Genomic DNA, 19,907 nt, shown 5'->3' with positions numbered 1-19,907 from the left:
ATACAAAAATGATTCAAAGAGAACTCGAAATCATCAACAAGCTGGGACTGCACGCACGCGCCTCCGCCAAATTTACCCAGCTCGCCGCCAAGTTCAAGAGCGACGTCTGGCTGACCCGCAACGCGCGCCGCATTAACGCCAAGTCCATCATGGGCGTCATGATGCTGGCCGCCGGCAAGGGCGCGAAAGTGACCCTGGAAGCTGAGGGCGATGATGAGCTGGCATGTGTCGATGCGCTCACCGCCCTGATTAATGACAGGTTTGGCGAAGGCGAGTAATGCCCGCCGAACGCAGCCGCAGCCGCATTCCGACAGGTCACCCCATGGCATCTTTCACGCTCCACGGCATCCCGGTCTCCCGCGGCATCGCCATTGGCCGCGCGCATCTGCTGGCGCCGGCCGCCCTTGACGTCAAACATTACCTGGTCGCCCAGGAACAGATCGAAGCCGAAGTCCAGCGTTTGCAAAACGCCATCGCTGCCGTCCACAAGGAGCTGCAAACCCTGTGGAACGAGCTGCCGAAAGATGCGCCCACCGAGCTGGGTGCGTTCATCGACGTGCATGCGCTGATCCTGTCGGACCCGCTGATCGCCGAAGCGCCACTCGACATCATCCGTTCGCGCCATTACAACGCCGAATGGGCGCTGCTGACGCAAATCGATGAATTGTCGGCGCAGTTCGACGAAATCGAAGACCCGTATTTGCGCGAGCGCAAGGCCGATATCCAGCAAGTGGCCGAACGCGTGCTGAAGGTCTTGCTGGGCACCGAACAGCTGCTGCCCAAGGCGGCCGCCGAAGATGAATTGCTGGCGCAGATGATCGTTGTCGCCCACGATATTTCGCCGGCCGACATGCTGCAGTTCCGCGACCGCTCCTTCATCGGCTTCATTACCGACGTGGGCGGACAGAACTCGCACACGGCCATCGTCGCGCGTAGCCTGGATATCCCGGCCGCCGTTGGCATGTCGCAGGCGTCGATGCTGATCGAGCAGGACGACTGGCTGATCATCGACGGCGACGCCGGCGTGGTCATCGCCAACCCCAGCGCGCTGGTGCTGGAGCAGTACCGCGAGCGCCAGGTGGCCATGCAGCGCGCACGCAAGAAGCTGGGCAAGCTGAAAAAGACGCCGGCCGTCACCAAATGCGGCACGCCCGTTACCCTGCTGGCGAATATCGAACTGCCCGAAGATTGCGCGTTTGCGCTGGAATCGGGCGCAAGCGGCGTGGGCCTGTTCCGCTCCGAATTTTTGTTCATGGGCCGCGCCCACAAGATTCCTACCGAAGACGAACAGTTCGAGGCTTACCGCAATACGGTGCAGTCGATGAAAGGGCGCGTGGTGACCATCCGCACGCTCGACATCGGCGCCGACAAGCCGCTTGACCAGTCCGACCATACGGCCTTGAATCCTGCCCTGGGCCTGCGCGCCATCCGTTACTGCCTGGCCGAGCCACAGCTGTTCCTGACGCAGCTGCGGGCGATTCTGCGCGCCTCGGCCTTCGGCAAGGTGCGCATCCTGATCCCCATGTTGGCGCATGCCTTCGAGATCGACCAGTCGCTGGCCATGATCGCCCAGGCGAAGGCCAGCCTGCGCGATGAGGGCGTCAAGTTCGACGACGCCGTCGAAGTGGGCGCCATGATCGAGATACCGGCCGCCGCGCTGGCCCTGCCCATGTTCGTCAAGCGCATGGATTTCCTGTCGATCGGCACGAATGATTTGATCCAGTACACCCTGGCCATCGACCGCGTCGATTACGAAGTGGCGCATTTGTACAATCCGCTGCACCCGGCCGTACTGCAGTTGATCTCCATGACGATTGCCGCCGGCCACAAGGCGGGCATCGACGTGGCCGTCTGCGGCGAGATGGCGGGCGACGTGAAGCTCACGCGCTTGCTGCTGGGTATGGGGCTGCGCGAGTTTTCCATGCATCCGGCCCAGCTGTTGGCGGTCAAGCAAGAGATCCTCAACAGCGATCTGGGCCTGATCGCACCACAAATGCGCAAAATTATGCGTTCGATGGAACCAAATGTGATCGCGGAAGCCGTACAACAGTTGCAGCTCATGTAAACTGTCGCTATATCAGCACCAGGAGACATCGCGCGCGGCAAGATGTTTCCTGGTGTTAAAGTTGCAGCACCTATCATCGCGGTGCTGCATCGACCATGGCCCGTGGGGCCACCCCCTTTTATAAACCGACACACATGTCATCCATTGGAATCGTTTCGCCGCAAACCATGTATTTTGCGCAACCCCTGCAGCTGCAAAGCGGAGCATCGCTGCGGGACTATATGTTGATGTATGAAACCTACGGCACCCTGAACGCCGACAAATCGAACGCGGTGCTGGTTTGCCACGCCCTGAATGCCTCGCACCACGTGGCCGGCGTGTATGCCGACGAGCCGAAGAGCACGGGCTGGTGGGACAATATGGTGGGGCCGGGCAAGCCGCTCGATACGAACAAATTCTTTGTCATCGGCGTCAACAACCTGGGTTCCTGCTTCGGTTCGACGGGCCCCATGCACACCAATCCCGCCACCGGCAAGCCGTATGGCGCCTCTTTCCCCGTCGTGACGGTGGAAGACTGGGTCAGCGCGCAGGCTCGCCTGGCCGATGAGCTGGGCATCAGCCAGTTCGCCGCCGTGATGGGGGGATCTTTGGGCGGCATGCAGGCGCTGGCGTGGAGCATCATGTTCCCCGAGCGGCTGCGCCACTGTGTGGTGATCGCCTCGACGGCCAAGCTGTCGGCGCAAAATATCGCCTTCAATGACGTGGCGCGCCAGGCCATCCTGTCCGACCCCGATTACCATGGCGGCGACTTTTATGCGCACGGCGTGGTGCCGAAGAACGGCTTGCGCGTGGCGCGCATGGTCGGCCACATCACGTATCTGTCAAATGACGACATGGCCGAAAAATTCGGCCGCAAGCTGCGCGATGCGGCGCAGACGGGCGATTACAAATTCGGCTTCGGCATCGATTTCGAGATCGAATCGTATTTGCGCTACCAGGGCGACAAGTTCTCAGAATACTTCGACGCCAACACCTATCTGCTGATTACCAAGGCGCTCGATTATTTCGATCCGGCGCGCGCGCATGGCGGCGACCTGGCCACGGCCCTGTCGGGTACCAAGGCCAAGTTTTTCCTCGCCTCGTTTTCCACCGACTGGCGCTTCTCGCCCGAACGCAGCCGCGAAATCGTCGAGGCGCTGGTGTGCAACCGCCGCCAGGTGACCTATGCGGAAATCGACGCGCCGCACGGCCACGACGCCTTTTTGCTGGAAGACCCGCGCTACATGAATATGGTGCGGGCCTATTATGGCCAGGTATGGAATGACATCAACGTAGGCGCGCCCGCAGCAACCAAGAACACCGCCGTCCGCCAGGGCGCCAAGGAGACAGCATGACTTTTGACGAATTGAGCGCGTTGCGCCCTGACCTGGCCTTCATCGCCCACTGGGTGCCGAACAACGCGCATGTGCTGGACGTGGGCTGCGGCGAAGGCGTGATGCTGCAGTATCTGCAAAGCGACAAGGAGTGCAGCGGCTATGGCATCGAGATCGCCGACGACAAGGTGCTGGCCAGCACCCTGCGCGGCGTCAATGTGATCCAGCAGGACATGGAAAAAGGCCTGGCCATTTTTGGCGACAACAGCTTCGACACGGTGCTGTGCCTGTCGTCGCTGCAGATGATGAAGCAGGTCGAGCCGCTGCTGCGCGACATCGTGCGCGTGGGCGCCGAGGCTATCGTCTCGTTTCCCAATTTCGCCTACTGGCCGCACCGCGTGGCATTGCTGAAAGGGCGCATGCCCGTGTCGAAATCGCTGCCTTACCAGTGGTATGACACGCCCAACGTACGCTGCGCTACCATCAATGACTTCCGTGAACTGGCCGAAGAATGCGGCCTGGAAGTGATCGAATGCGTGGCCCTGGCCGAAGGCAAGATGGTCTCCGTGCTGCCGAACCTGCGCGGCGACCTGGCCGTCTTCCGTCTGCGCAAAAAAGCGGTGCATTGATGACCAAAAGCCCGGCGCCTGGCTGGCGTTCCTACGTCAGTGGCCGCATGCTGGCCGTACTGGTGCTAGGCTTCAGTTCCGGCCTGCCCCTGTTCATCCTGCTGTACCTGCTGCAGGCATGGCTGGCCAAGTCGGGCCTGAACGTAAAAGCGCTGGGGCTGTTCGCCCTGGTGCAGTTCCCGTACATCTGGAAATTCCTGTGGGCGCCCCTGATGGACCGCTACCGCATCCTGGGACTGGGTCGCCGGCGCGGCTGGATGGCACTTACGCAGGTGGCGCTGTTCTTTTCCATCGGCGGCATGGGCATGCTCGATCCGCTCACGCAGGTCGGCCTGATCGCCGCCGCTGCGGGCGGCGTGGCCTTTCTCTCGGCCAGCCAGGACATCGTCATCGACGCCTACCGACGCGAAATCCTTTCCGATAACGAGCAGGGCCTGGGCGCCGCCGTCATCGTCAACGCGTATAAAGTGGCTGGCATGGTGCCGGGCGCGCTGTCGCTGATCCTGGCCGACCGCATGCCGTGGCAGCCCGTCTTCTGGATCACGGCCGCTTTCATGTTGCCAGGCCTCGTCTGTACCTTGCTGATCAAGGAACCCACCGTCTACGGCTCGCCGCCGAAGACCATGCGCGAAGCGATCATCTTGCCGTTCCAGGAATTCATCGCGCGCGATGGTTGGCGTAACGCAATGTGGATCCTCGCCTTCGTATTACTCTACAAAATCGGCGACAGCATGGCCACCGCGCTGGCGACGAAGTTCTATCTGGACCTGGGTTTCAGCATGACGCAGATCGGCCTGGCCGCCAACACCACGGGTTTCTGGGCCAGCCTGGCCGGTGGCGTGGTGGGCGGCGTGTGGATGCTCAAGCTGGGCATCAACCGGGGGCTGTGGGTGTTTGGCGCGCTGCAGGCCATTGCCATCCTGGGCTTTGCCTGGCTGGCGCAGGTGGGCGCGAATACCATGCTGCTCAGCGCCGTGATCGGTTTTGAAGCATTTGCCAGCCTGGGGCTGGGCGCGGCCGCCTTTGTCGCGTTCCTGTCGCGCACCACGGATCCGCGCTACACGGCCACGCAGTATGCGCTGTTTTCCAGTTTGAGCGCCGTGCCACGCACCCTGATCAATGCCTCGGTGGGCTTTCTGGTCGCCGAACTGGGCTGGTTCTCGTTTTTCATCGTTTGCTTCTTCCTGGCCTTTCCGGCCATGATGATGTTGCCTAAAATTGCTCCATGGAGGTCTGCCAATGGCACCAATATCCCTTAAACGTTATACCGTCCTGGCCAGCCTGTGCGCGGCCACCGCGCTGGCGCCCCTGTCCGTTTTCGCCCAGCAGGCGACGGTACAGGATGGCATCAAGGTGCGTCCTCTGTCGACCTCGCGCATCTTTGCCGGCGGCGCCGATTTCAACGCACAATCGAAGCAGCAATATGCGCAGTTGGTTAACGAAGCGAAGGAAAAAAATGCGCTGGTGCCCGACAGCGACCCGCAAGTGAAACGTCTGCGCGCCATCGCCCAGCGCATCATCCCGTTCGCCACGCGCTGGAACGAGGCGGCGGCCAACTGGAACTGGCAGGTCAACCTGCTCAACTCGGACGAGGTCAACGCCTTTTGCATGCCGGGCGGGCAGATCGCTTTTTACAGCGGCATTATCACAAAGCTGAATTTGACCGACGATGAAGTGGCCGTCGTCATGGGACATGAAATTTCGCACGCCTTGCGCGAACACGCGCAGGCGCAGGCCGGCAAGGGCAACCTGGCCGCCGTCGGCGCCAAGCTGGCCGGCGCCGGCCTGTCGGCCTGGCTCGGCGTCGACCCGAATCTGACCAGCACCGCCACGAATATGGCGGCCAAGGGCGTGATGCTGAAGTTCTCGCGCGACGATGAGCGCGAGGCGGACCTGATCGGCATGGACCTGGCCGCGCGTGCAGGTTTCGATCCGCGCGCCGGCGTGGTGCTATGGCAGAAGATGGCGGCCGTAAGCGCGGGCGCGCCGCCCGAATTCCTCTCGACCCACCCGTCGGGCAAGGACCGCATCTCGCAGATGAACAGCCATATGGCGCAAGTACTGCCCCTGTACGCGCGCAGCAAGGGCGTTAGTGTCGATGCCTTGCCGCCCTACCGCAGTAACGCTATCGCGCAACGCTAGGATGTCCAGCCGCCACGCTGCCTCACCCTTGCCCATGCGCGACGGGGTGGCGCCCAGCTACCTCTGGCTGCCGGAAGGGCAATGGCCCGACATGCTGTCGTTTCTGCTTGATCGCTATCCGCAGATCAGCGCCGCGCAATGGCAGGACCGCATGGCGCGCGGTGACGTGGTCAATGGCGACGGCGCCGTGCTGGCGCCCGACAGCGCATACCGGCGCGGCATGCGCATTTTTTACTACCGCGAGCTGGAGCGCGAAACGCCGATCCCGTTCCAGGAAGAGATCCTGTTCCAGGACGAACACCTGGTGGTGGTCGACAAGCCGCATTTCCTGCCCATGACGCCGGCCGGGCGCTTCGTGCAGGAGACCTTGCTGACGCGCCTGAAGAAAAACCTGGCCTGCACCGACCTGACGCCCATTCACCGCCTCGACCGCGAGACGGCCGGCGTGGTGATTTTTTCGCGCCAGATAGCCAGCCGTGGCGCCTACCAGTCGCTGTTCCAGCGCCGCGAAGTGCGCAAGACGTATGAGGCGCTGGCGCCGCACCTCGATGGCCGCGATTTTCCGTTCACCTATCGCAGCCGCATGGTCGAGGGCGAGCAGTTCTTCCTCATGCGCGAGGAAGCGGGCGAGCCGAACTCGGAAACCGTCATCGACGTGATCGAGCGGCGTGGTGACGTGTGCCTGTACCGCCTGCAGCCGCACACGGGCCGCAAGCACCAGCTGCGCGTGCACCTGGCTGCACTCGGCATCCCCATCGTCAACGACGCGTTTTACCCGCTGGCCCAGCCGTGCAAGGAAGACGACATGTCGCAGCCTTTGCAGCTGCTGGCGCGCGCGATCGACTTCACGGACCCGCTCACGGGCGAGCCGCGCCACTTCGAAAGCCGGCGCAGCCTGTAGCGGTGCTTACGCCTTGACGGTGTAATCGATAATCAACGGTGCGTGGTCGGAAAAACGCTCGTCCTTGTAGACGCTGACCGTGTGCGCCTGGCCCGCGATGCCTGGCGTGGCGACGTGGTAGTCGATGCGCCAGCCGACGTTCTTCGCATAGGCCTGGCCCCGGTTGCTCCACCACGTGTACTGGTCTTCGCGCTGGTCCAGGCCGCGGTGAACGTCGACGTAGCCTAGTTCATCGAAGACGCGCGTCAGCCACGCGCGCTCTTCCGGCAGGAAGCCGGAGTTCTTCTTGTTGCCCTTCCAGTTCTTCAGGTCGATTTCATGGTGGGCGATATTCCAGTCGCCACAGATGACCACTTCGCGTCCCAGCGCTTTCAATTCCAGCAAGTGTGGCAGGAACACGTCCATGAAGCGGAACTTGGCTTCCTGGCGCTCAGGGCCGGACGAGCCGGAAGGGCAGTACACGGAAATGATGGACAGCTTGCCAAAATCACAGCGCACGTAGCGGCCTTCGGCGTCGAACTCCGGGCTGCCGAAGCCGATATGCACGGCATCCGGTTCGACCTTGCTATACACGCCGGTGCCCGAATAACCCTTTTTCTCGGCATAGTGGAAATGTCCATGATAGCCGTGGGGATTGAGGAATTCCGGCGTCATGTCGGGCAGTTGCGCCTTCAATTCCTGCACGCAGATGAAATCGGCCGTCTGCGTGCCCATCCAGTTGAAAAAGCCTTTTTTGGCGGCGGAACGGATGCCGTTCAAGTTGGCGGAGATAATTTTTGGCATAGGTTGAGAGTGAAAGGGCGCTGGACGGGGCCGGCGGGCGCGGCATGGCGATTGTCTCGCCGGTGCGCGCGGATTAAAATACAGGCACTTTTAAAAAATGAGGCTAATGTGAATAATTTACGCCAGCAGTTTATCGCGTTTTCAGTATCCAAGGGAGTCTTGCGGTTTGGCGAGTTCACCACCAAGGCCGGACGCCAGTCGCCGTACTTCTTCAATGCGGGCCTGTTCCATGACGGCGCCACCCTGGCCGAGTTGGCGCAGTTCTACGCGCAGACCCTGCTCGACTCGGGCGTGGAATTCGACATGCTGTTCGGCCCCGCCTACAAGGGCATCACTCTGGCATCGGCCACCGCCGTGGCGCTGGCCGGCAAGGGCCGCAACACTTCGTTCGCCTTCAACCGCAAGGAAGCCAAGGACCATGGCGAAGGCGGCACCATCGTCGGTGCCAAGCTGCATGGCAAGGTTGTCATCATTGACGATGTGATCTCGGCCGGTACCTCGGTACGCGAATCGGTGGACATGATCCGTGCCGCCGGCGCCGAGCCATGCGCCGTGCTGATCGCCCTGGACCGCATGGAGCGTTCGGGCCCGGACGGCCAGCTGTCGCCAAGTTCTGCGGTGCAGGAAGTATCGAAACAGTACGGCATTCCCGTCATTTCGATCGGCAACCTGGACGACTTGTTCGGCTACCTGAATGGCGCGGGCGCCGATCCGGAACTGCTGAAATATAAAGAGGCTGTTTCCGCGTACCGTAATCGGTATGGAATTTAAGGAGTCCTCTCCAGCAGCGCCCGCAGCCGCGGGTCGCTGCAGGTAGCGCTGGCCGATGGGTGGCATTGCAACAGCCGCCGCAACAGCGCGCCGCCGATGCCGCGCCGCCGGAACGGCGGTTTCACGAACAGCATGTTCACCTTGATTTCATCGGCGTGCCTGCTGATATCGAGCATGGCCACTTGCTGGCCATCGACCCACGCGCACAGCGCGCTGTCCCCTTGCCAGTCTATCTGCATCACGCCAGCCATGGTTTGACCGCCGCATGCAGGCCCAGGGCGAACAGCCCGACAAAAAAGCATCGCTTGAACACTGGCTGCGCGATGCGCCCACGCAGCCATTGGCCGGCCAGCATGCCGACCAGCGCTGGCAGCAGCGCATACGCGGAAGCGCTCGCCGCGCCCAGGGTGAAGTCGCCGTGCAGGGCCAGGCTGGCCGCCAGCGCCACGGTCGATGCCGTGAACGCCAGGCCCAGCGCCTGCACCAGCGCATCGCGGGCCAGCCCCAGTCCCTGCAGATACGGCACGGCTGGGATCACGAAGACGCCCGTGGCGGCAGTCACCAATCCCGTCATGGCGCCTGCCATGGGTCCCAGCCAGGCTTCGTGCCGCGCCGGCACCCGCAGCTGCAGCGAGAACAATCCCGCCAGCGCATACAGCATCAGCGCCACGCCCAGCGCGACGACAGCCCAAATACCGCTGTCCTGTGGCAGCAGGGCGCCGCCCGCCAGGGTGCCCGCGATGACGGCGGCCAGCATGGGCCACAAACGGCGCAGCAGGGCGCGCAGGCCCGGGCCGGCCGCCAGCTGCCAGACATTCGTCACCATCGACGGCACGATCAGCAGGGCTGCTGCCTGCACGGGCGGCATCAGGAGACTGAGCGTGCCCATGGCCACCGTCGGCAATCCCAGTCCGACTACGCCCTTGACGAAGCCAGCGACGAGAAAACTGGCGCCCACGGCCAGCAGAAATGACGTCTCCATCTTTTTATTCCAAAGTGATTTTGCGTGAATTCTGCGCTTGCCTGCGCCTTTCGCCAAGGTGGATTATGTTGAGTCTGCCTTAGTAAAATACGAAGGCTGATAAGATGGCGAAAAGGAGAGCCGCCATGCGCTTTGATCTGGTCGATTTGCAGCTGTTTGTCAACGTGGTGGAAGCGGGCAGCCTGACGGCGGGCGCCGCGCGCAGCCACCTGGCGCTGGCGTCCAGCAGTGCGCGCGTGCGGGGCATGGAAGAGATGCTGGGCATGCCCTTGCTGCTGCGCGGCCGGCGCGGCGTGGAACCGACCCCCGTGGGCCAGACTTTGCTGCATCATGCGCGGCTGGTGCTGCTGCAAATGGAGAAAATGCGCGGCGAGTTAGGTGAATTTGCACGGGGCTTGAAAGGGCAGTTGCGGCTGCTGTGCAATACGGCGGCGCTCAGCGAATTTTTGCCCGAGGCACTTGGTGCTTTTCTCGACCGCCATCCGAACCTGACCATCGACCTGGAAGAGCGCCTCAGTTACGATATCGTCAAAGCCGTGTCGGAGGGGCTGGCCGACATGGGCATCGTCTCCGACTCGGTCGACATGCGCGGCTTGCAGACGTTTTTGTTCCGCCCCGACCGTTTAGTCGTCATCGCGGCAGCCGACGGCATGCATCACCGCGCGCTCGGCCAGGATGGCGTCGTTGACTTTGCCAGCGTCCTCGATCACGATTTCATCGGCCTGGCCGATGACAGCGCAATGCAGCAGTACCTGGGCATGCACGCGGCGCGCCTGGGTCGTCCATTGAAGGTGCGCGTGCGTCTGCGCAGTTTCGATGCCGTGTGCCGCATGGTCGCCAGCGGCGTGGGCATCAGCGTGGTGCCGCTGGCGGCGGCCAGCCGCAGCCAGCAGACGATGGCGCTGCGCTGCCTGGAATTATCCGATCCCTGGTCGGTACGCAATCTGACGATCTGCGTACGCCAGTTCAGTGAATTACCCCTGTACGCGCGCCAGTTGATCGATCATCTGAAAGCGTGACAGGGCACGACAGGAGCAGCGATGCGTTTTTCAGAAGACAAGATGGCCAGCCTGCTGTGCAGCGACCAGGTCGAACGCCCGATCCACATCTGGCAGCCGCCACAGCCCCAACGCCCCCGCGCCGTGATCCTGGCGATCCACGGCGGCATGGCGCATGCGGGTGACTATGTCACGCCGGCGCTGACCTTTCGCCAGCACGGTTTCGCTACCGTCAGCTTCGACATGGTGGGCCACGATGGCAAGCGCAAGGTCGATATTCCTTCATTCGAGGCCTTCCTCGACGACGAGGAACGGTTCCTCGTCTGGGTCAAGCAGGCGTATCCGGGCTTGCCGATTTTCGTCATGGGCCATTCCATGGGCGGTTTGATCGCCACGCATTTGGGGCTGCGGCGTTTTGCGGACGACCCGGCCATCAAGGGATTTATTATTTCATCGCCGTATTACGTGAATGCGATTCCCGTGCCGAAGGTGCTGCAGATGTTGTCCGGCTGGCTGGCGCAGCGCTTCCCCACGATGAAGGTGCCGCTGGGCAACCTGACCATGTTGCTGACGCACGACCAGGCTATCACCGCGCGCCATTTCCAGGATGAGCGTGACGGCATCCGCGCCAGTGCAGCGTCGGTGCGCTTCGCCCATGCGCTCACGTCGGCGCAAAAGGAACTGGCGGGCGGCTTGTCGGAATGGCGCTTCCCCCTGTTCGCCGTGGTAGCGGGCGACGACAAGCTGGCCGACAGCCGCGCCACGGAAAGCATGCTGCGCAGCGTGCCCGAGGGCTTGCTCGACTATCACTACTATCCGGCCAATTACCACGAGAATTTCAATGAAGTGAACCGCGACGTGATCTTTGCCGCCATCCTGGCCTGGATGGAAAAGCTGCTCCCAGCCGTGCCGGCGTGAGGCGCAGGTATCGTTATAATCGGATAAATGGATTTTACCGCTGGCACATGCCGGCCCGGTCCCCGCGGCACAGGGGAATACTCAAGGAACGAACGATGCGCTTGCTGATTGCCCTGTTACTCCCGTGGCTGACCTTTTTCACGATCAGCCGCCCCATTGCCGGCATCATTTGCCTGATCCTGCAGATTACCGTGATCGGCTGGCTGCCAGCCACGATCTGGGCCGTGTATGCGCTGAGCCAGTACAAGACGGACCAGAAGATCGCCGAGGCCATTCGCCGCCGCTGATGTGGGGCTAAGCCCTGTTTAAGCTGCGCCTCCTAACTTGATTCAATCGATATGAGGAGAGTGAGATGGCATCAGACAGACGCGGTACCCTGGGCCTGGCGGCGGCAATGCTGGCCGCCGGGCTGTTGCTGGGAAGTGCGGCGCAGGCGCGGACTGACAGCGCACTGCCGCCCGTGCAAAAGAGCCGGGCGGTGGAATACCTGAGCGGCGGCATCGGCCTCGACGAATCGACGGCCATCCAGAGCGCCAGCCGGCAATGGCCATTGAGTCTCGTGTTTTCCGTGCAGGCGGCGGGCAAGGCGGAATTTGCCTCCGACGTGAAGCTGGAGATACGCGACGCCAAGGGCGCGCAGGTGCTGGAAACGACGGCCAGCGGACCGTTCCTGCTGGCGAAACTGCCGCCGGGCAGCTACAGCCTGCGCGCTACCCTGGCCGGCAAGACTCTGGATCGCAAGGTGCAGGTCAAGGCGGGATCGTCCGCGCGCGTGGAGCTGGTCTGGCCTGCGGGAACGAACCAGGGCCGGCCTTGATGCCCGGCGACTGCAGCCCGATCAACTGACCGCGAGCACGCGCCCTTCGGCGGCGCTTTGCAGCGCCAGTTCGATCAGGCGTATCGTCGCTGCCGCATCTTCGGCTGCCACGGGCGCCGGTGCGCCGTGGCGGATGGCGTCGGCCATGCCCTGGTAAAAGTCCTGGTAGCGGCCCGCCTGCATTTCTAAGTGTTCAAAATGTCCGTCCGGCTGGGTACCCAGGTGCAGCGCGCCGCGCACGGGGTCCACGCCCCAGCCGGTCTGTCCCGGCCTGCCGCCCGCCTTCAGGGCATCTTCTTGCGGGTCGAGGCCAAACTTCACGAAACTCCCCTTGTCGCCATGCACGGCGAAGCGCGCCGTCGGCGCCTTCACCAGGCAGCCGGCTTGCAGCACCACGCGCAAGTGGTCGTAGTACAAAACGATGTGCATATAGTCGACCGCTTGCGCGCCATCGCGCTGCAGGGCGATATCGGCGTACAGTTTTTCCGGCTGGCCGAACAGCTGCATGGCCTGGTCCAGCATGTGCGGGCCCAGGTCGTACAGCAAGCCGCCACCGGGTGCGCCGGACTCGCGCCAGCGCTGGCGGATCTCGGGGCGGAAACGGTCGAAATGCGATTCGACGCTGGCGATGCGCCCCAGCGTACCCTGCGCCAGCAGCGCTTTCAGGGTCAGGAAGTCGCCATCCCAGCGCCGGTTGTGATACACGCTGAGCACCAGCTTGCGCTCTTGCGCCAGGGCGATCAGGGACTGTGCCTCGGCGCTGGAAATGGTAAAGGGCTTGTCGACCACCACGTGCTTGCCCGCTTGCAGGGCCGCTTGCGCCAGGCTGAAATGCGCTTCATTGGGCGCGGCGATGACGACCAGTTCGATCGCGGCATCGGCAAACAGTTGCGCCGCTTCCGCATACACGGTGGCGTTCGGCCAGTCCTTGTGCACGAGGTCCGGCTTGCTGGAGGCGACGGCCGTCAGTTCCAGGGCCCCGATGGCGGACAGCACGGGAGCGTGGAAGGTGGAGCCGGCAAAGCCGTAGCCGACCAGGCCGGTTTTGATCTTGTTCATGGCGGGTTCACAGGTGCGTGGAAGAATCCATGATCATACCTGCAAGCGTGCGGCGCCAGCACCAATGCGGCGCATAAAAAAAGGGATGCCGCAGCATCCCTTCCTGGCAAGCGGGGAGCTTATCCCGCCAGCTTGGCCTTCAGCAGTTCCGTCAGCTGGGCCGGGTCAGCCTTGCCCTTGGAGGCTTTCATGGACTGGCCTATCAGCGCGTTGATGGCCGCTTCCTTGCCGGCGCGGTACTGCTCCACCGACTTGGCGTTGGCCGCCAGCACTGCGTCGACGATGGCTTCCAAAGCGCCAGCGTCAGAGATTTGTCGCAGATCCTTGGCATCGATGATGGTGTCGACCAGGTTCTCGTCGCTGGACTTCGCTTCCCACATGCCGACGAAAACTTCTTTCGCCGCCTTGTTCGAAATGGTGCCGTCGGCGATGCGCTTGAGCATGGCGGCCAGCTGCGCGGCGGAAACGGGTGCTTCGTCCAGGTCCACGCCTTCGCGGTTCAGGGTCGACGCTACGTCGCCCATCAGCCAGTTGGCGGCGGCCTTGGCATTTTCCTTGCCGGCCTTGTCGACCACGGCGACGAAATAGGTGGCCATGGCTTTCGATTGCGTCAGCACCAGCGCGTCATATTCAGGCAGCGCGTATTCGCTGATGAAGCGCGCGCGCATGGCGGCCGGCAGTTCCGGCATCGAGGCCTTGACGGTATCGATCCACGCTTGCGAGATGACCAGCGGCGGCAAGTCAGGATCCGGGAAGTAGCGGTAATCCTGCGCGTCTTCCTTGCTGCGCATTTCGCGCGTTTCCTTGCGGTCCGGATCGTACAAACGCGTCGCCTGCACCACCTTGCCGCCGTCTTCGATCAGTTCGATCTGGCGGCGCACTTCGACGTGCACGGCTTCTTCGATGAAGCGGAAGGAGTTCAGGTTCTTGATTTCGCAGCGGGTGCCGAATTCCTTCTGGCCCACGGGGCGCACGGAGACGTTGACGTCGCAGCGGAACGAGCCTTCCTGCATGTTGCCGTCGCAAACACCCAGCCACATGACCAGCGAGTGCAGGGCCTTGGCGTAGGCCACGGCTTCGGCGGCGCTGCGGATTTCCGGTTCCGAGACGATTTCCAGCAGCGGCGTGCCGGCGCGGTTCAAGTCGATGCCGCTCATGCCTGCGTAGTCTTCGTGCAGCGATTTACCGGCGTCTTCTTCCAGGTGGGCGCGCGTCAGGTTGACCGTCTTGGTGACGAATTCGCCATCTTTTTCGTAGCCGAAGGTCAGCGCGCCGCCGATGACGACAGGGTCTTCGAACTGGCTGATCTGGTAGCCCTTGGGTGAGTCCGGATAAAAATAGTTCTTGCGCGCGAAGACCGAGTGCGGCGCGACGGTGGCGCCCACGGCCAGGCCGAAGCGGATCGCGCGGTCGACGGCTTGCTTGTTCATGACGGGCAGCACGCCTGGTAGCGCCAGGTCGACGGGGCTGGCCTGCGTGTTGGCGTCGGCGCCGTACTTGATCGGCGAACCGCTGAAAATTTTGGATTCGGTCGTGAGCTGCACGTGGTTCTCAAGACCGATGACGACTTCCCATTGCATAGTGTTCTCGCTTATTTTTGGTGGCGCCGCCGGGCGGCGCGCTTGTTCTTGGTCTGTTCTTAAATACCGGCAGGGCTGCGCGTATGCCAGTCCGTCACTTGCTGGAACTGGTGGGCCACGTTCAGCAGCCTGGCTTCGCCAAAATAGTTGCCGATGATTTGCAGGCCAACGGGGCGCTTGCCGTTTTTCTCGCCAGTGCCAAAGCCGCATGGAATCGACATGCCGGGCAGGCCGGCCAGGCTGGTCGACAAGGTGTAGATGTCGGCCAGGTAGTTTGCGACCGGATCGTCCGTCTTGTCGCCCAGGTCCCAGGCGACAGTTGGTGCGACGGGGCCCATGATGACGTCGCAGACGGCGTTCGGGCCATTCAGGACGGCGTCGAAATCCTGCGCGATCAGGCGGCGGATTTTTTGCGCCTTCAGGTAGTAGGCGTCGTAGTAGCCGTGGCACAGCACATAGGTGCCGACCATGATGCGGCGCTGTACTTCCGGGCCGAAGCCCTGCGCGCGCGACTTCTTGTACATGTCCTGCAAGTCCTTGTACTCGGTGGCGCGGTGACCGTAGCGCACGCCGTCGTAGCGCGACAGGTTCGACGACGCTTCGGCCGGCGCGATCATGTAGTAGGCGGGAATTGACAGGGCCGTGTTCGGCAGCGAGATATCGACCAGCGTGGCGCCCAGCTTTTCATACTGCGCCAGCGCGCCGCGAACTGCCGCTTCCACGTCCTTGGCCAAGCCCTCGCCGAAGTACTCGCGCGGCACGCCGATGCGCAAGCCCGTCAATGGCTGGCCCAGTTCACGTGAAAAATCTTCCGCCACGCCGCCCTGTTCCGGGGCGAGGCTGGTCGAGTCGCGTTCGTCGAAACCCGCCATGGCGGTCAGCAGCAGGGCGCAGTCTTCGGCCGAGCGGGCCATCGGGCCACCCTGGTCCAGCGACGAGGCAAAGGCGATCATGCCGAAGCGCGAGACGCGGCCATAGGTTGGCTTGATGCCGGTAATGCCGCAGAAGGCGGCCGGCTGACGGATCGAGCCACCCGTGTCGGTGCCGGTGGCCGCTGGCGTCAGGCCGGCGGCGACGGCGGCAGCCGAGCCGCCGGACGAGCCGCCCGGCACTGCTGTTGTATCCCAAGGATTCTTCACGGCGCCGAAGGCCGAGTTCTCGTTGCCGGAACCCATGGCGAATTCATCGCAATTGACCTTGCCCAGAATGACCATGCCGGCCGCCTGGAATTTTTCCACCACGGTGGCGTCAAACGGGCTGGCGTAGTTGGCCAGCATTTTCGAGCCGGCCGTGGTGCGCCAGCCTTTAGTGACGAACAGGTCCTTGTGCGCGATCGGTACGCCCGTCAATGGCGTGGCCGTGCCGGCGGCGATGCGTGCATCGGCTTCGGCAGCTTGCGCCAGGGTCAGGGCACGGTCGACGTGCAAAAAGGCGTTCGAGTTGTCCGCTGCGATGCGGTCGAGGAAGTGCGTCGCCAGTGCAACGGCGGAAATTTCCTTGGTCTGCAAAAGCGTGGACAGCTGTTTGATGGATTTTGTATGCATGGCGTTTCTATTTTGATATTCGACGGGAAGGCAAAAGCATGGAGCTGCGCTTTACTCGATCACTTTCGGGACCAAGTACAGGCCATCCTGTACTTTCGGTGCCACGGCCTGGTAGGCGTCGCGGCGATTTGCTTCGGTGGCGATGTCTTCACGCAGGCGCAGGGCGATATTGTCCATGTGGGCGGCCAGCGGGTGGCTCAGGGGGGCCACGCCATCGGTATTGACGGCTTGCATTTGTTCCGCCAGTGCAAAAATCTTGTTCAATTGGGCCAACGACGTGACGGCCTGATCGTCGGCCATTTCAAGTTGTGCCAGGTGGGCGATGCGTTTTACGTCGGATAGTGTCAGGGACATGGCGAATGGCGCGGAGTGACGCGCATGAGTATTAAGTTGGCGTTTTGATAAAACGCGGGCATTTGCTGCTTTTTTGCTCACAAAAGCCGAGGAATGCCGCGTAAGTCGCGGCCGCAAGAGTCGCACTTTTCCATGGTTTTTGAGCAAATCGCATTCAAATTATAAGGTAGAATGGCGGGCTAATGCGTTGTCGGCGCTGATGGACTGCTGCCGCAGCATAGAAAAGATTGCGCAAGCGCCAAGCGAAACCCGGAAAAATCGCCTTCATGGATTTTCAGGGTGCCTGAAAGCGCCCGCTTTGAAACTCCCCATAAACAGCTTTTGCGCAGCTCGATGCGCTACAGGACACTCATGTTTGGTTTTTTACGCAGGTATATCTCCACCGATCTGGCCATTGACTTGGGCACGGCCAACACCCTTATTTATGTGCGCGGCCTCGGTATCGTCCTGGACGAACCGTCCGTCGTCGCCATCCGCCAGGAAGGCGGTCCGAATGGCAAGAAGACCATTCAGGCAGTCGGCAAGGAAGCCAAGCAGATGCTGGGCAAGGTGCCGGGCAATATCGAAGCGATCCGTCCGATGAAAGATGGCGTGATCGCCGACTTCACCGTGACCGAACAGATGCTCAAGCAGTTCATCCGCATGGTGCACGACTCGAAATTCTTCCGTCCTTCGCCGCGCATCATCATTTGCGTGCCGTGCGGTTCGACCCAGGTCGAGCGCCGCGCGATCCGCGAATCGGCGCTGGGCGCCGGCGCTTCGCAGGTATACCTGATCGAAGAACCGATGGCAGCGGCCATCGGCGCAGGCTTGCCCGTGTCGGAAGCGACCGGCTCGATGGTGGTCGATATCGGCGGCGGCACCACGGAAGTGGGCATCATCTCGCTGGGCGGCATGGTCTACAAGGGTTCCGTGCGCGTGGGCGGCGACAAGTTCGATGAAGCTATCGTTAACTACATCCGCCGCAACTACGGCATGCTGATCGGCGAACAAACGGCCGAAGCCATCAAGAAGGCCATCGGTTCGGCTTTCCCGGGTTCGGAAGTGAAGGAAATGGAAGTCAAGGGCCGCAACCTGTCCGAAGGCATCCCACGTTCGTTCACCATTTCCAGCAACGAGATTCTCGAAGCGCTGACCGATCCGTTGAACAACATCGTCTCGGCCGTGAAGAACGCGCTGGAACAGACACCGCCGGAACTGGGCGCCGACATCGCCGAAAAAGGCATGATGCTGACGGGCGGCGGCGCACTGCTGCGCGACCTGGATCGCCTGCTGATGGAGGAAACCGGCCTGCCGGTGCTGGTGGCTGAGGACCCGCTCACCTGTGTGGTGCGCGGTTCCGGGATGGCTCTGGAGCGTATGGACAAGCTCGGCTCGATCTTCTCCTACGAATAATCTGACAGAAGGGCCGGAAACCAACTCCGGCCTTTTTTTGGTTTTGGCGCCGGCGTCTGACCGGGGCCTGCAAGTTGGCGCACTGCGCCTGGCCTGATTATTGGAAGTCATGGAATACAGTCCTCCGCCACTTTTCAAACAAGGCGCCTCCGCCCGCGTCAAGATGATGGTGTTCGCCGGCATTTCTATCGCCCTGTTGCTGGTCGATTCGCGCATGCACGCCTTGACGGCCGTGCGCCAGGCAGTCGGCACCGTGCTGTATCCGGTGCAGATGGTGGCCCTGGTACCGCGCGACGTGGCGATTGGCGTCGGCAACTACTTTTCTTCGCTGTCCTCTCTGGAAAAGCAGGTGCGCGACCTGAAGCACGAGCAAATCGCCTCGGCGCAGATCATGCAGCAGGCGCAGCTCAATATCGTTGAAAACAACCATTTGCGCAAATTGATGGAGGCGCGCGAAAGAGTGCCCGTCAAGACCCTCATGGCTGAAGTCCTGTATGACACGCGCGATTCTGCCACCCGCAAGATCGTGCTGGACCGGGGCATCCAGAATGGCGTCGAACTGGGCCGTCCCGTGATCGACAACCTGGGCGTGGTGGGACAAGTCACGCGCGTGTTCCCGTTCACCTCGGAAGTAACCTTGCTGACCGATGAAGAACAGGCCATTCCCGTGCAGCTGCTGCGCAATGGCGTGCGTAGCGTGGCCATCGGCCGCGGCAAGTCCGGCACCATGGAGCTGCGCTTTACGGCTCCCACCGCCGACATCCAGATCGGCGACATCGTGATTACCTCGGGCCTCGATGGCCTGTATCCGGCCGGCCTGGCCGTGGCGCGCGTGACCCTGGTCGAGCGCAATGCGCACGGTCCCTTTGGCCGCGTCGTGTGCCAGCCGCTGGCCGGCATCGAACGCAACACCCAACTGCTCATCCTGATGACGTCGCCCGAGATCCCACCGCGTCCGCCAGTCGAAGACGTCAAGAAGGGCCGCAAGATCGCCGGCAAGATGGCACCCATCAAGGACCCGGCCGCCGCGCCACCCCCGCCCGCCGCCGCCACCCCCGCGGCACAACCGCCAGCCACGCCTGCCGCCGTACCGAAACCGGCCGTGGTACCTGCCGCCGTGCCACCGAAGGAGGCGACACGATGAACCGCCCGCATTACATCCTGCTGCCGGTCAGCCCCCTGTTCATCGGTTTTTCCCTGCTGTGCGCTTTTCTGCTGAACCTGCTGCCATGGGGGCAGTTCGTCGGCGTGCCTGATTTCGTCGCCCTGGTGCTGGTTTTCTGGGGTATCCACCAGCCGCGCAAGGTTGGCATCGGCTTGGCGTTCTTCATGGGCTTGATGATGGACGTGCACGACTCGACCCTGCTGGGCGAGAATGCGCTGGCCTACACCTTGTTGTCCTACTTCGCCATCATGATGCACCGCCGCGTGCTGTGGTTCCCCATCCTGACGCAGGCGCTGCATGTGCTGCCGCTGCTGCTGATGACGCAGGCGCTGCAATTGCTGACGCGCCTGATCGTCTCCGGGCGCTTCCCCGGCTGGCTCAATTTCATCGAGAGCTTCGTCGCCGTTTCCCTTTGGCCCCTTGTCACATGGGTCTTGCTGGCACCGCAGCGCCGCGCCGTGGACCGCGACCATAACCGGCCGATTTGACGG

General features: G+C 62.5%; 22 protein-coding genes. 15 read left to right on the top strand and 7 right to left on the bottom strand.

Annotated elements, in window-relative coordinates:
- Positions 1-8: 8 nt before the first annotated feature.
- The 7 genes from ACQ4WN_RS19395 (at position 9) to ACQ4WN_RS19365 (ending at position 7,050) form a co-directional block, all read left to right on the top strand.
- Positions 9-278 carry an HPr family phosphocarrier protein gene (locus tag ACQ4WN_RS19395; RefSeq protein WP_099380004.1) on the top strand — a complete coding sequence of 90 codons (270 nt, stop codon included), beginning with the start codon at positions 9-11 and terminating at the stop codon, positions 276-278.
- Positions 279-322: 44 nt separating this feature from the next.
- Positions 323-2,065: a phosphoenolpyruvate--protein phosphotransferase gene (ptsP, locus tag ACQ4WN_RS19390; RefSeq protein WP_436552990.1), complete on the top strand. Its 1,743-nt coding sequence runs from the start codon at positions 323-325 to the stop codon at positions 2,063-2,065.
- Positions 2,066-2,199: 134 nt separating this feature from the next.
- Entirely contained in the window at positions 2,200-3,399 is a 1,200-nt protein-coding gene (gene metX / locus ACQ4WN_RS19385) for a homoserine O-succinyltransferase MetX (RefSeq protein WP_436552989.1), read from the top strand.
- A complete protein-coding gene (metW, locus tag ACQ4WN_RS19380) occupies positions 3,396-4,007 on the top strand; it encodes a methionine biosynthesis protein MetW (protein ID WP_070222822.1) in 612 nt (203 codons plus the stop codon). The genes metX and metW overlap by 4 nt, the downstream gene beginning before the upstream one ends.
- On the top strand, positions 4,007-5,266 hold the full coding sequence (locus ACQ4WN_RS19375) for an AmpG family muropeptide MFS transporter (RefSeq protein WP_436552988.1): 1,260 nt from the start codon (positions 4,007-4,009) through the stop codon (positions 5,264-5,266). Before metW ends, ACQ4WN_RS19375 begins: the two co-directional genes overlap by 1 nt.
- A complete protein-coding gene (locus ACQ4WN_RS19370) occupies positions 5,247-6,149 on the top strand; it encodes a M48 family metallopeptidase (protein WP_436552987.1) in 903 nt (300 codons plus the stop codon). Before ACQ4WN_RS19375 ends, ACQ4WN_RS19370 begins: the two co-directional genes overlap by 20 nt.
- Position 6,150: 1 nt before the next feature.
- Positions 6,151-7,050 carry a pseudouridine synthase gene (locus ACQ4WN_RS19365; protein WP_436552986.1) on the top strand — a complete coding sequence of 300 codons (900 nt, stop codon included), beginning with the start codon at positions 6,151-6,153 and terminating at the stop codon, positions 7,048-7,050.
- A 6-nt stretch (positions 7,051-7,056) separates the two neighbouring features.
- On the opposite strand, the gene ACQ4WN_RS19360 is transcribed toward ACQ4WN_RS19365, so the two are convergent.
- Positions 7,057-7,833, bottom strand: coding sequence for an exodeoxyribonuclease III (locus tag ACQ4WN_RS19360; RefSeq protein WP_436552985.1), 777 nt, complete (start codon positions 7,831-7,833; stop codon positions 7,057-7,059).
- Between the two features lie 108 nt (positions 7,834-7,941).
- Here ACQ4WN_RS19360 and pyrE point away from each other — a divergent pair, with 108 nt between their 5' ends.
- Complete coding sequence (gene pyrE, locus ACQ4WN_RS19355; protein WP_010393161.1) at positions 7,942-8,604, top strand: orotate phosphoribosyltransferase; 663 nt, start codon at positions 7,942-7,944, stop codon at positions 8,602-8,604.
- On the opposite strand, the gene ACQ4WN_RS19350 is transcribed toward pyrE, so the two are convergent.
- Positions 8,601-8,843: a GNAT family N-acetyltransferase gene (locus tag ACQ4WN_RS19350; RefSeq protein WP_436552984.1), complete on the bottom strand. Its 243-nt coding sequence runs from the start codon at positions 8,841-8,843 to the stop codon at positions 8,601-8,603. The two genes, pyrE and ACQ4WN_RS19350, sit on opposite strands and share 4 nt — an antisense overlap.
- Entirely contained in the window at positions 8,843-9,586 is a 744-nt protein-coding gene (locus ACQ4WN_RS19345) for a sulfite exporter TauE/SafE family protein (protein ID WP_436552983.1), read from the bottom strand. The genes ACQ4WN_RS19350 and ACQ4WN_RS19345 overlap by 1 nt, the downstream gene beginning before the upstream one ends.
- Positions 9,587-9,711: 125 nt before the next feature.
- On the opposite strand from ACQ4WN_RS19345, the gene ACQ4WN_RS19340 reads away from it, so the two are divergent.
- From ACQ4WN_RS19340 to ACQ4WN_RS19325, 4 genes are all read left to right on the top strand, one after another.
- Entirely contained in the window at positions 9,712-10,605 is an 894-nt protein-coding gene (locus ACQ4WN_RS19340; RefSeq protein WP_436552982.1) for a LysR family transcriptional regulator, read from the top strand.
- A 21-nt stretch (positions 10,606-10,626) separates the two neighbouring features.
- Positions 10,627-11,502, top strand: a complete 876-nt coding sequence (locus ACQ4WN_RS19335; protein WP_436552981.1) for an alpha/beta fold hydrolase — start codon at positions 10,627-10,629, stop codon at positions 11,500-11,502.
- Positions 11,503-11,597: 95 nt separating this feature from the next.
- Positions 11,598-11,789 (top strand): YqaE/Pmp3 family membrane protein, encoded by a 192-nt coding sequence (locus ACQ4WN_RS19330; RefSeq protein WP_436552980.1) that lies wholly within the window; start codon positions 11,598-11,600, stop codon positions 11,787-11,789.
- Positions 11,790-11,854: 65 nt separating this feature from the next.
- Positions 11,855-12,319, top strand: a complete 465-nt coding sequence (locus ACQ4WN_RS19325) for a carboxypeptidase regulatory-like domain-containing protein (RefSeq protein WP_436552979.1) — start codon at positions 11,855-11,857, stop codon at positions 12,317-12,319.
- A gap of 21 nt (positions 12,320-12,340) precedes the next feature.
- On the opposite strand, the gene ACQ4WN_RS19320 is transcribed toward ACQ4WN_RS19325, so the two are convergent.
- The 4 genes from ACQ4WN_RS19320 to gatC form a co-directional block, all read right to left on the bottom strand.
- Positions 12,341-13,378, bottom strand: a complete 1,038-nt coding sequence (locus ACQ4WN_RS19320; protein WP_436552978.1) for an oxidoreductase — start codon at positions 13,376-13,378, stop codon at positions 12,341-12,343.
- 119 nt (positions 13,379-13,497) lie between these two features.
- Complete coding sequence (gene gatB / locus ACQ4WN_RS19315; protein ID WP_436553012.1) at positions 13,498-14,973, bottom strand: Asp-tRNA(Asn)/Glu-tRNA(Gln) amidotransferase subunit GatB; 1,476 nt, start codon at positions 14,971-14,973, stop codon at positions 13,498-13,500.
- A gap of 44 nt (positions 14,974-15,017) precedes the next feature.
- On the bottom strand, positions 15,018-16,502 hold the full coding sequence (gene gatA / locus ACQ4WN_RS19310; RefSeq protein ID WP_436552977.1) for an Asp-tRNA(Asn)/Glu-tRNA(Gln) amidotransferase subunit GatA: 1,485 nt from the start codon (positions 16,500-16,502) through the stop codon (positions 15,018-15,020).
- A gap of 51 nt (positions 16,503-16,553) precedes the next feature.
- Positions 16,554-16,856 carry an Asp-tRNA(Asn)/Glu-tRNA(Gln) amidotransferase subunit GatC gene (gatC, locus tag ACQ4WN_RS19305; protein ID WP_436552976.1) on the bottom strand — a complete coding sequence of 101 codons (303 nt, stop codon included), beginning with the start codon at positions 16,854-16,856 and terminating at the stop codon, positions 16,554-16,556.
- 351 nt (positions 16,857-17,207) lie between these two features.
- On the opposite strand from gatC, the gene ACQ4WN_RS19300 reads away from it, so the two are divergent.
- The 3 genes from ACQ4WN_RS19300 (at position 17,208) to mreD (ending at position 19,904) form a co-directional block, all read left to right on the top strand.
- Positions 17,208-18,251 carry a rod shape-determining protein gene (locus ACQ4WN_RS19300; RefSeq protein ID WP_010393186.1) on the top strand — a complete coding sequence of 348 codons (1,044 nt, stop codon included), beginning with the start codon at positions 17,208-17,210 and terminating at the stop codon, positions 18,249-18,251.
- A 109-nt stretch (positions 18,252-18,360) separates the two neighbouring features.
- Positions 18,361-19,395: a rod shape-determining protein MreC gene (mreC, locus tag ACQ4WN_RS19295; RefSeq protein WP_436552975.1), complete on the top strand. Its 1,035-nt coding sequence runs from the start codon at positions 18,361-18,363 to the stop codon at positions 19,393-19,395.
- A complete protein-coding gene (gene mreD, locus ACQ4WN_RS19290) occupies positions 19,392-19,904 on the top strand; it encodes a rod shape-determining protein MreD (RefSeq protein WP_436552974.1) in 513 nt (170 codons plus the stop codon). Before mreC ends, mreD begins: the two co-directional genes overlap by 4 nt.
- Positions 19,905-19,907 lie beyond the last annotated feature (3 nt).

The organism is Janthinobacterium pasteuri (assembly GCF_051380775.1).
Classification (GTDB): domain Bacteria; phylum Pseudomonadota; class Gammaproteobacteria; order Burkholderiales; family Burkholderiaceae_D; genus Janthinobacterium.
The sequence above is the reverse complement of the archived record's forward strand: the minus strand, read 5'-3'. Positions and strand labels throughout refer to the sequence as shown.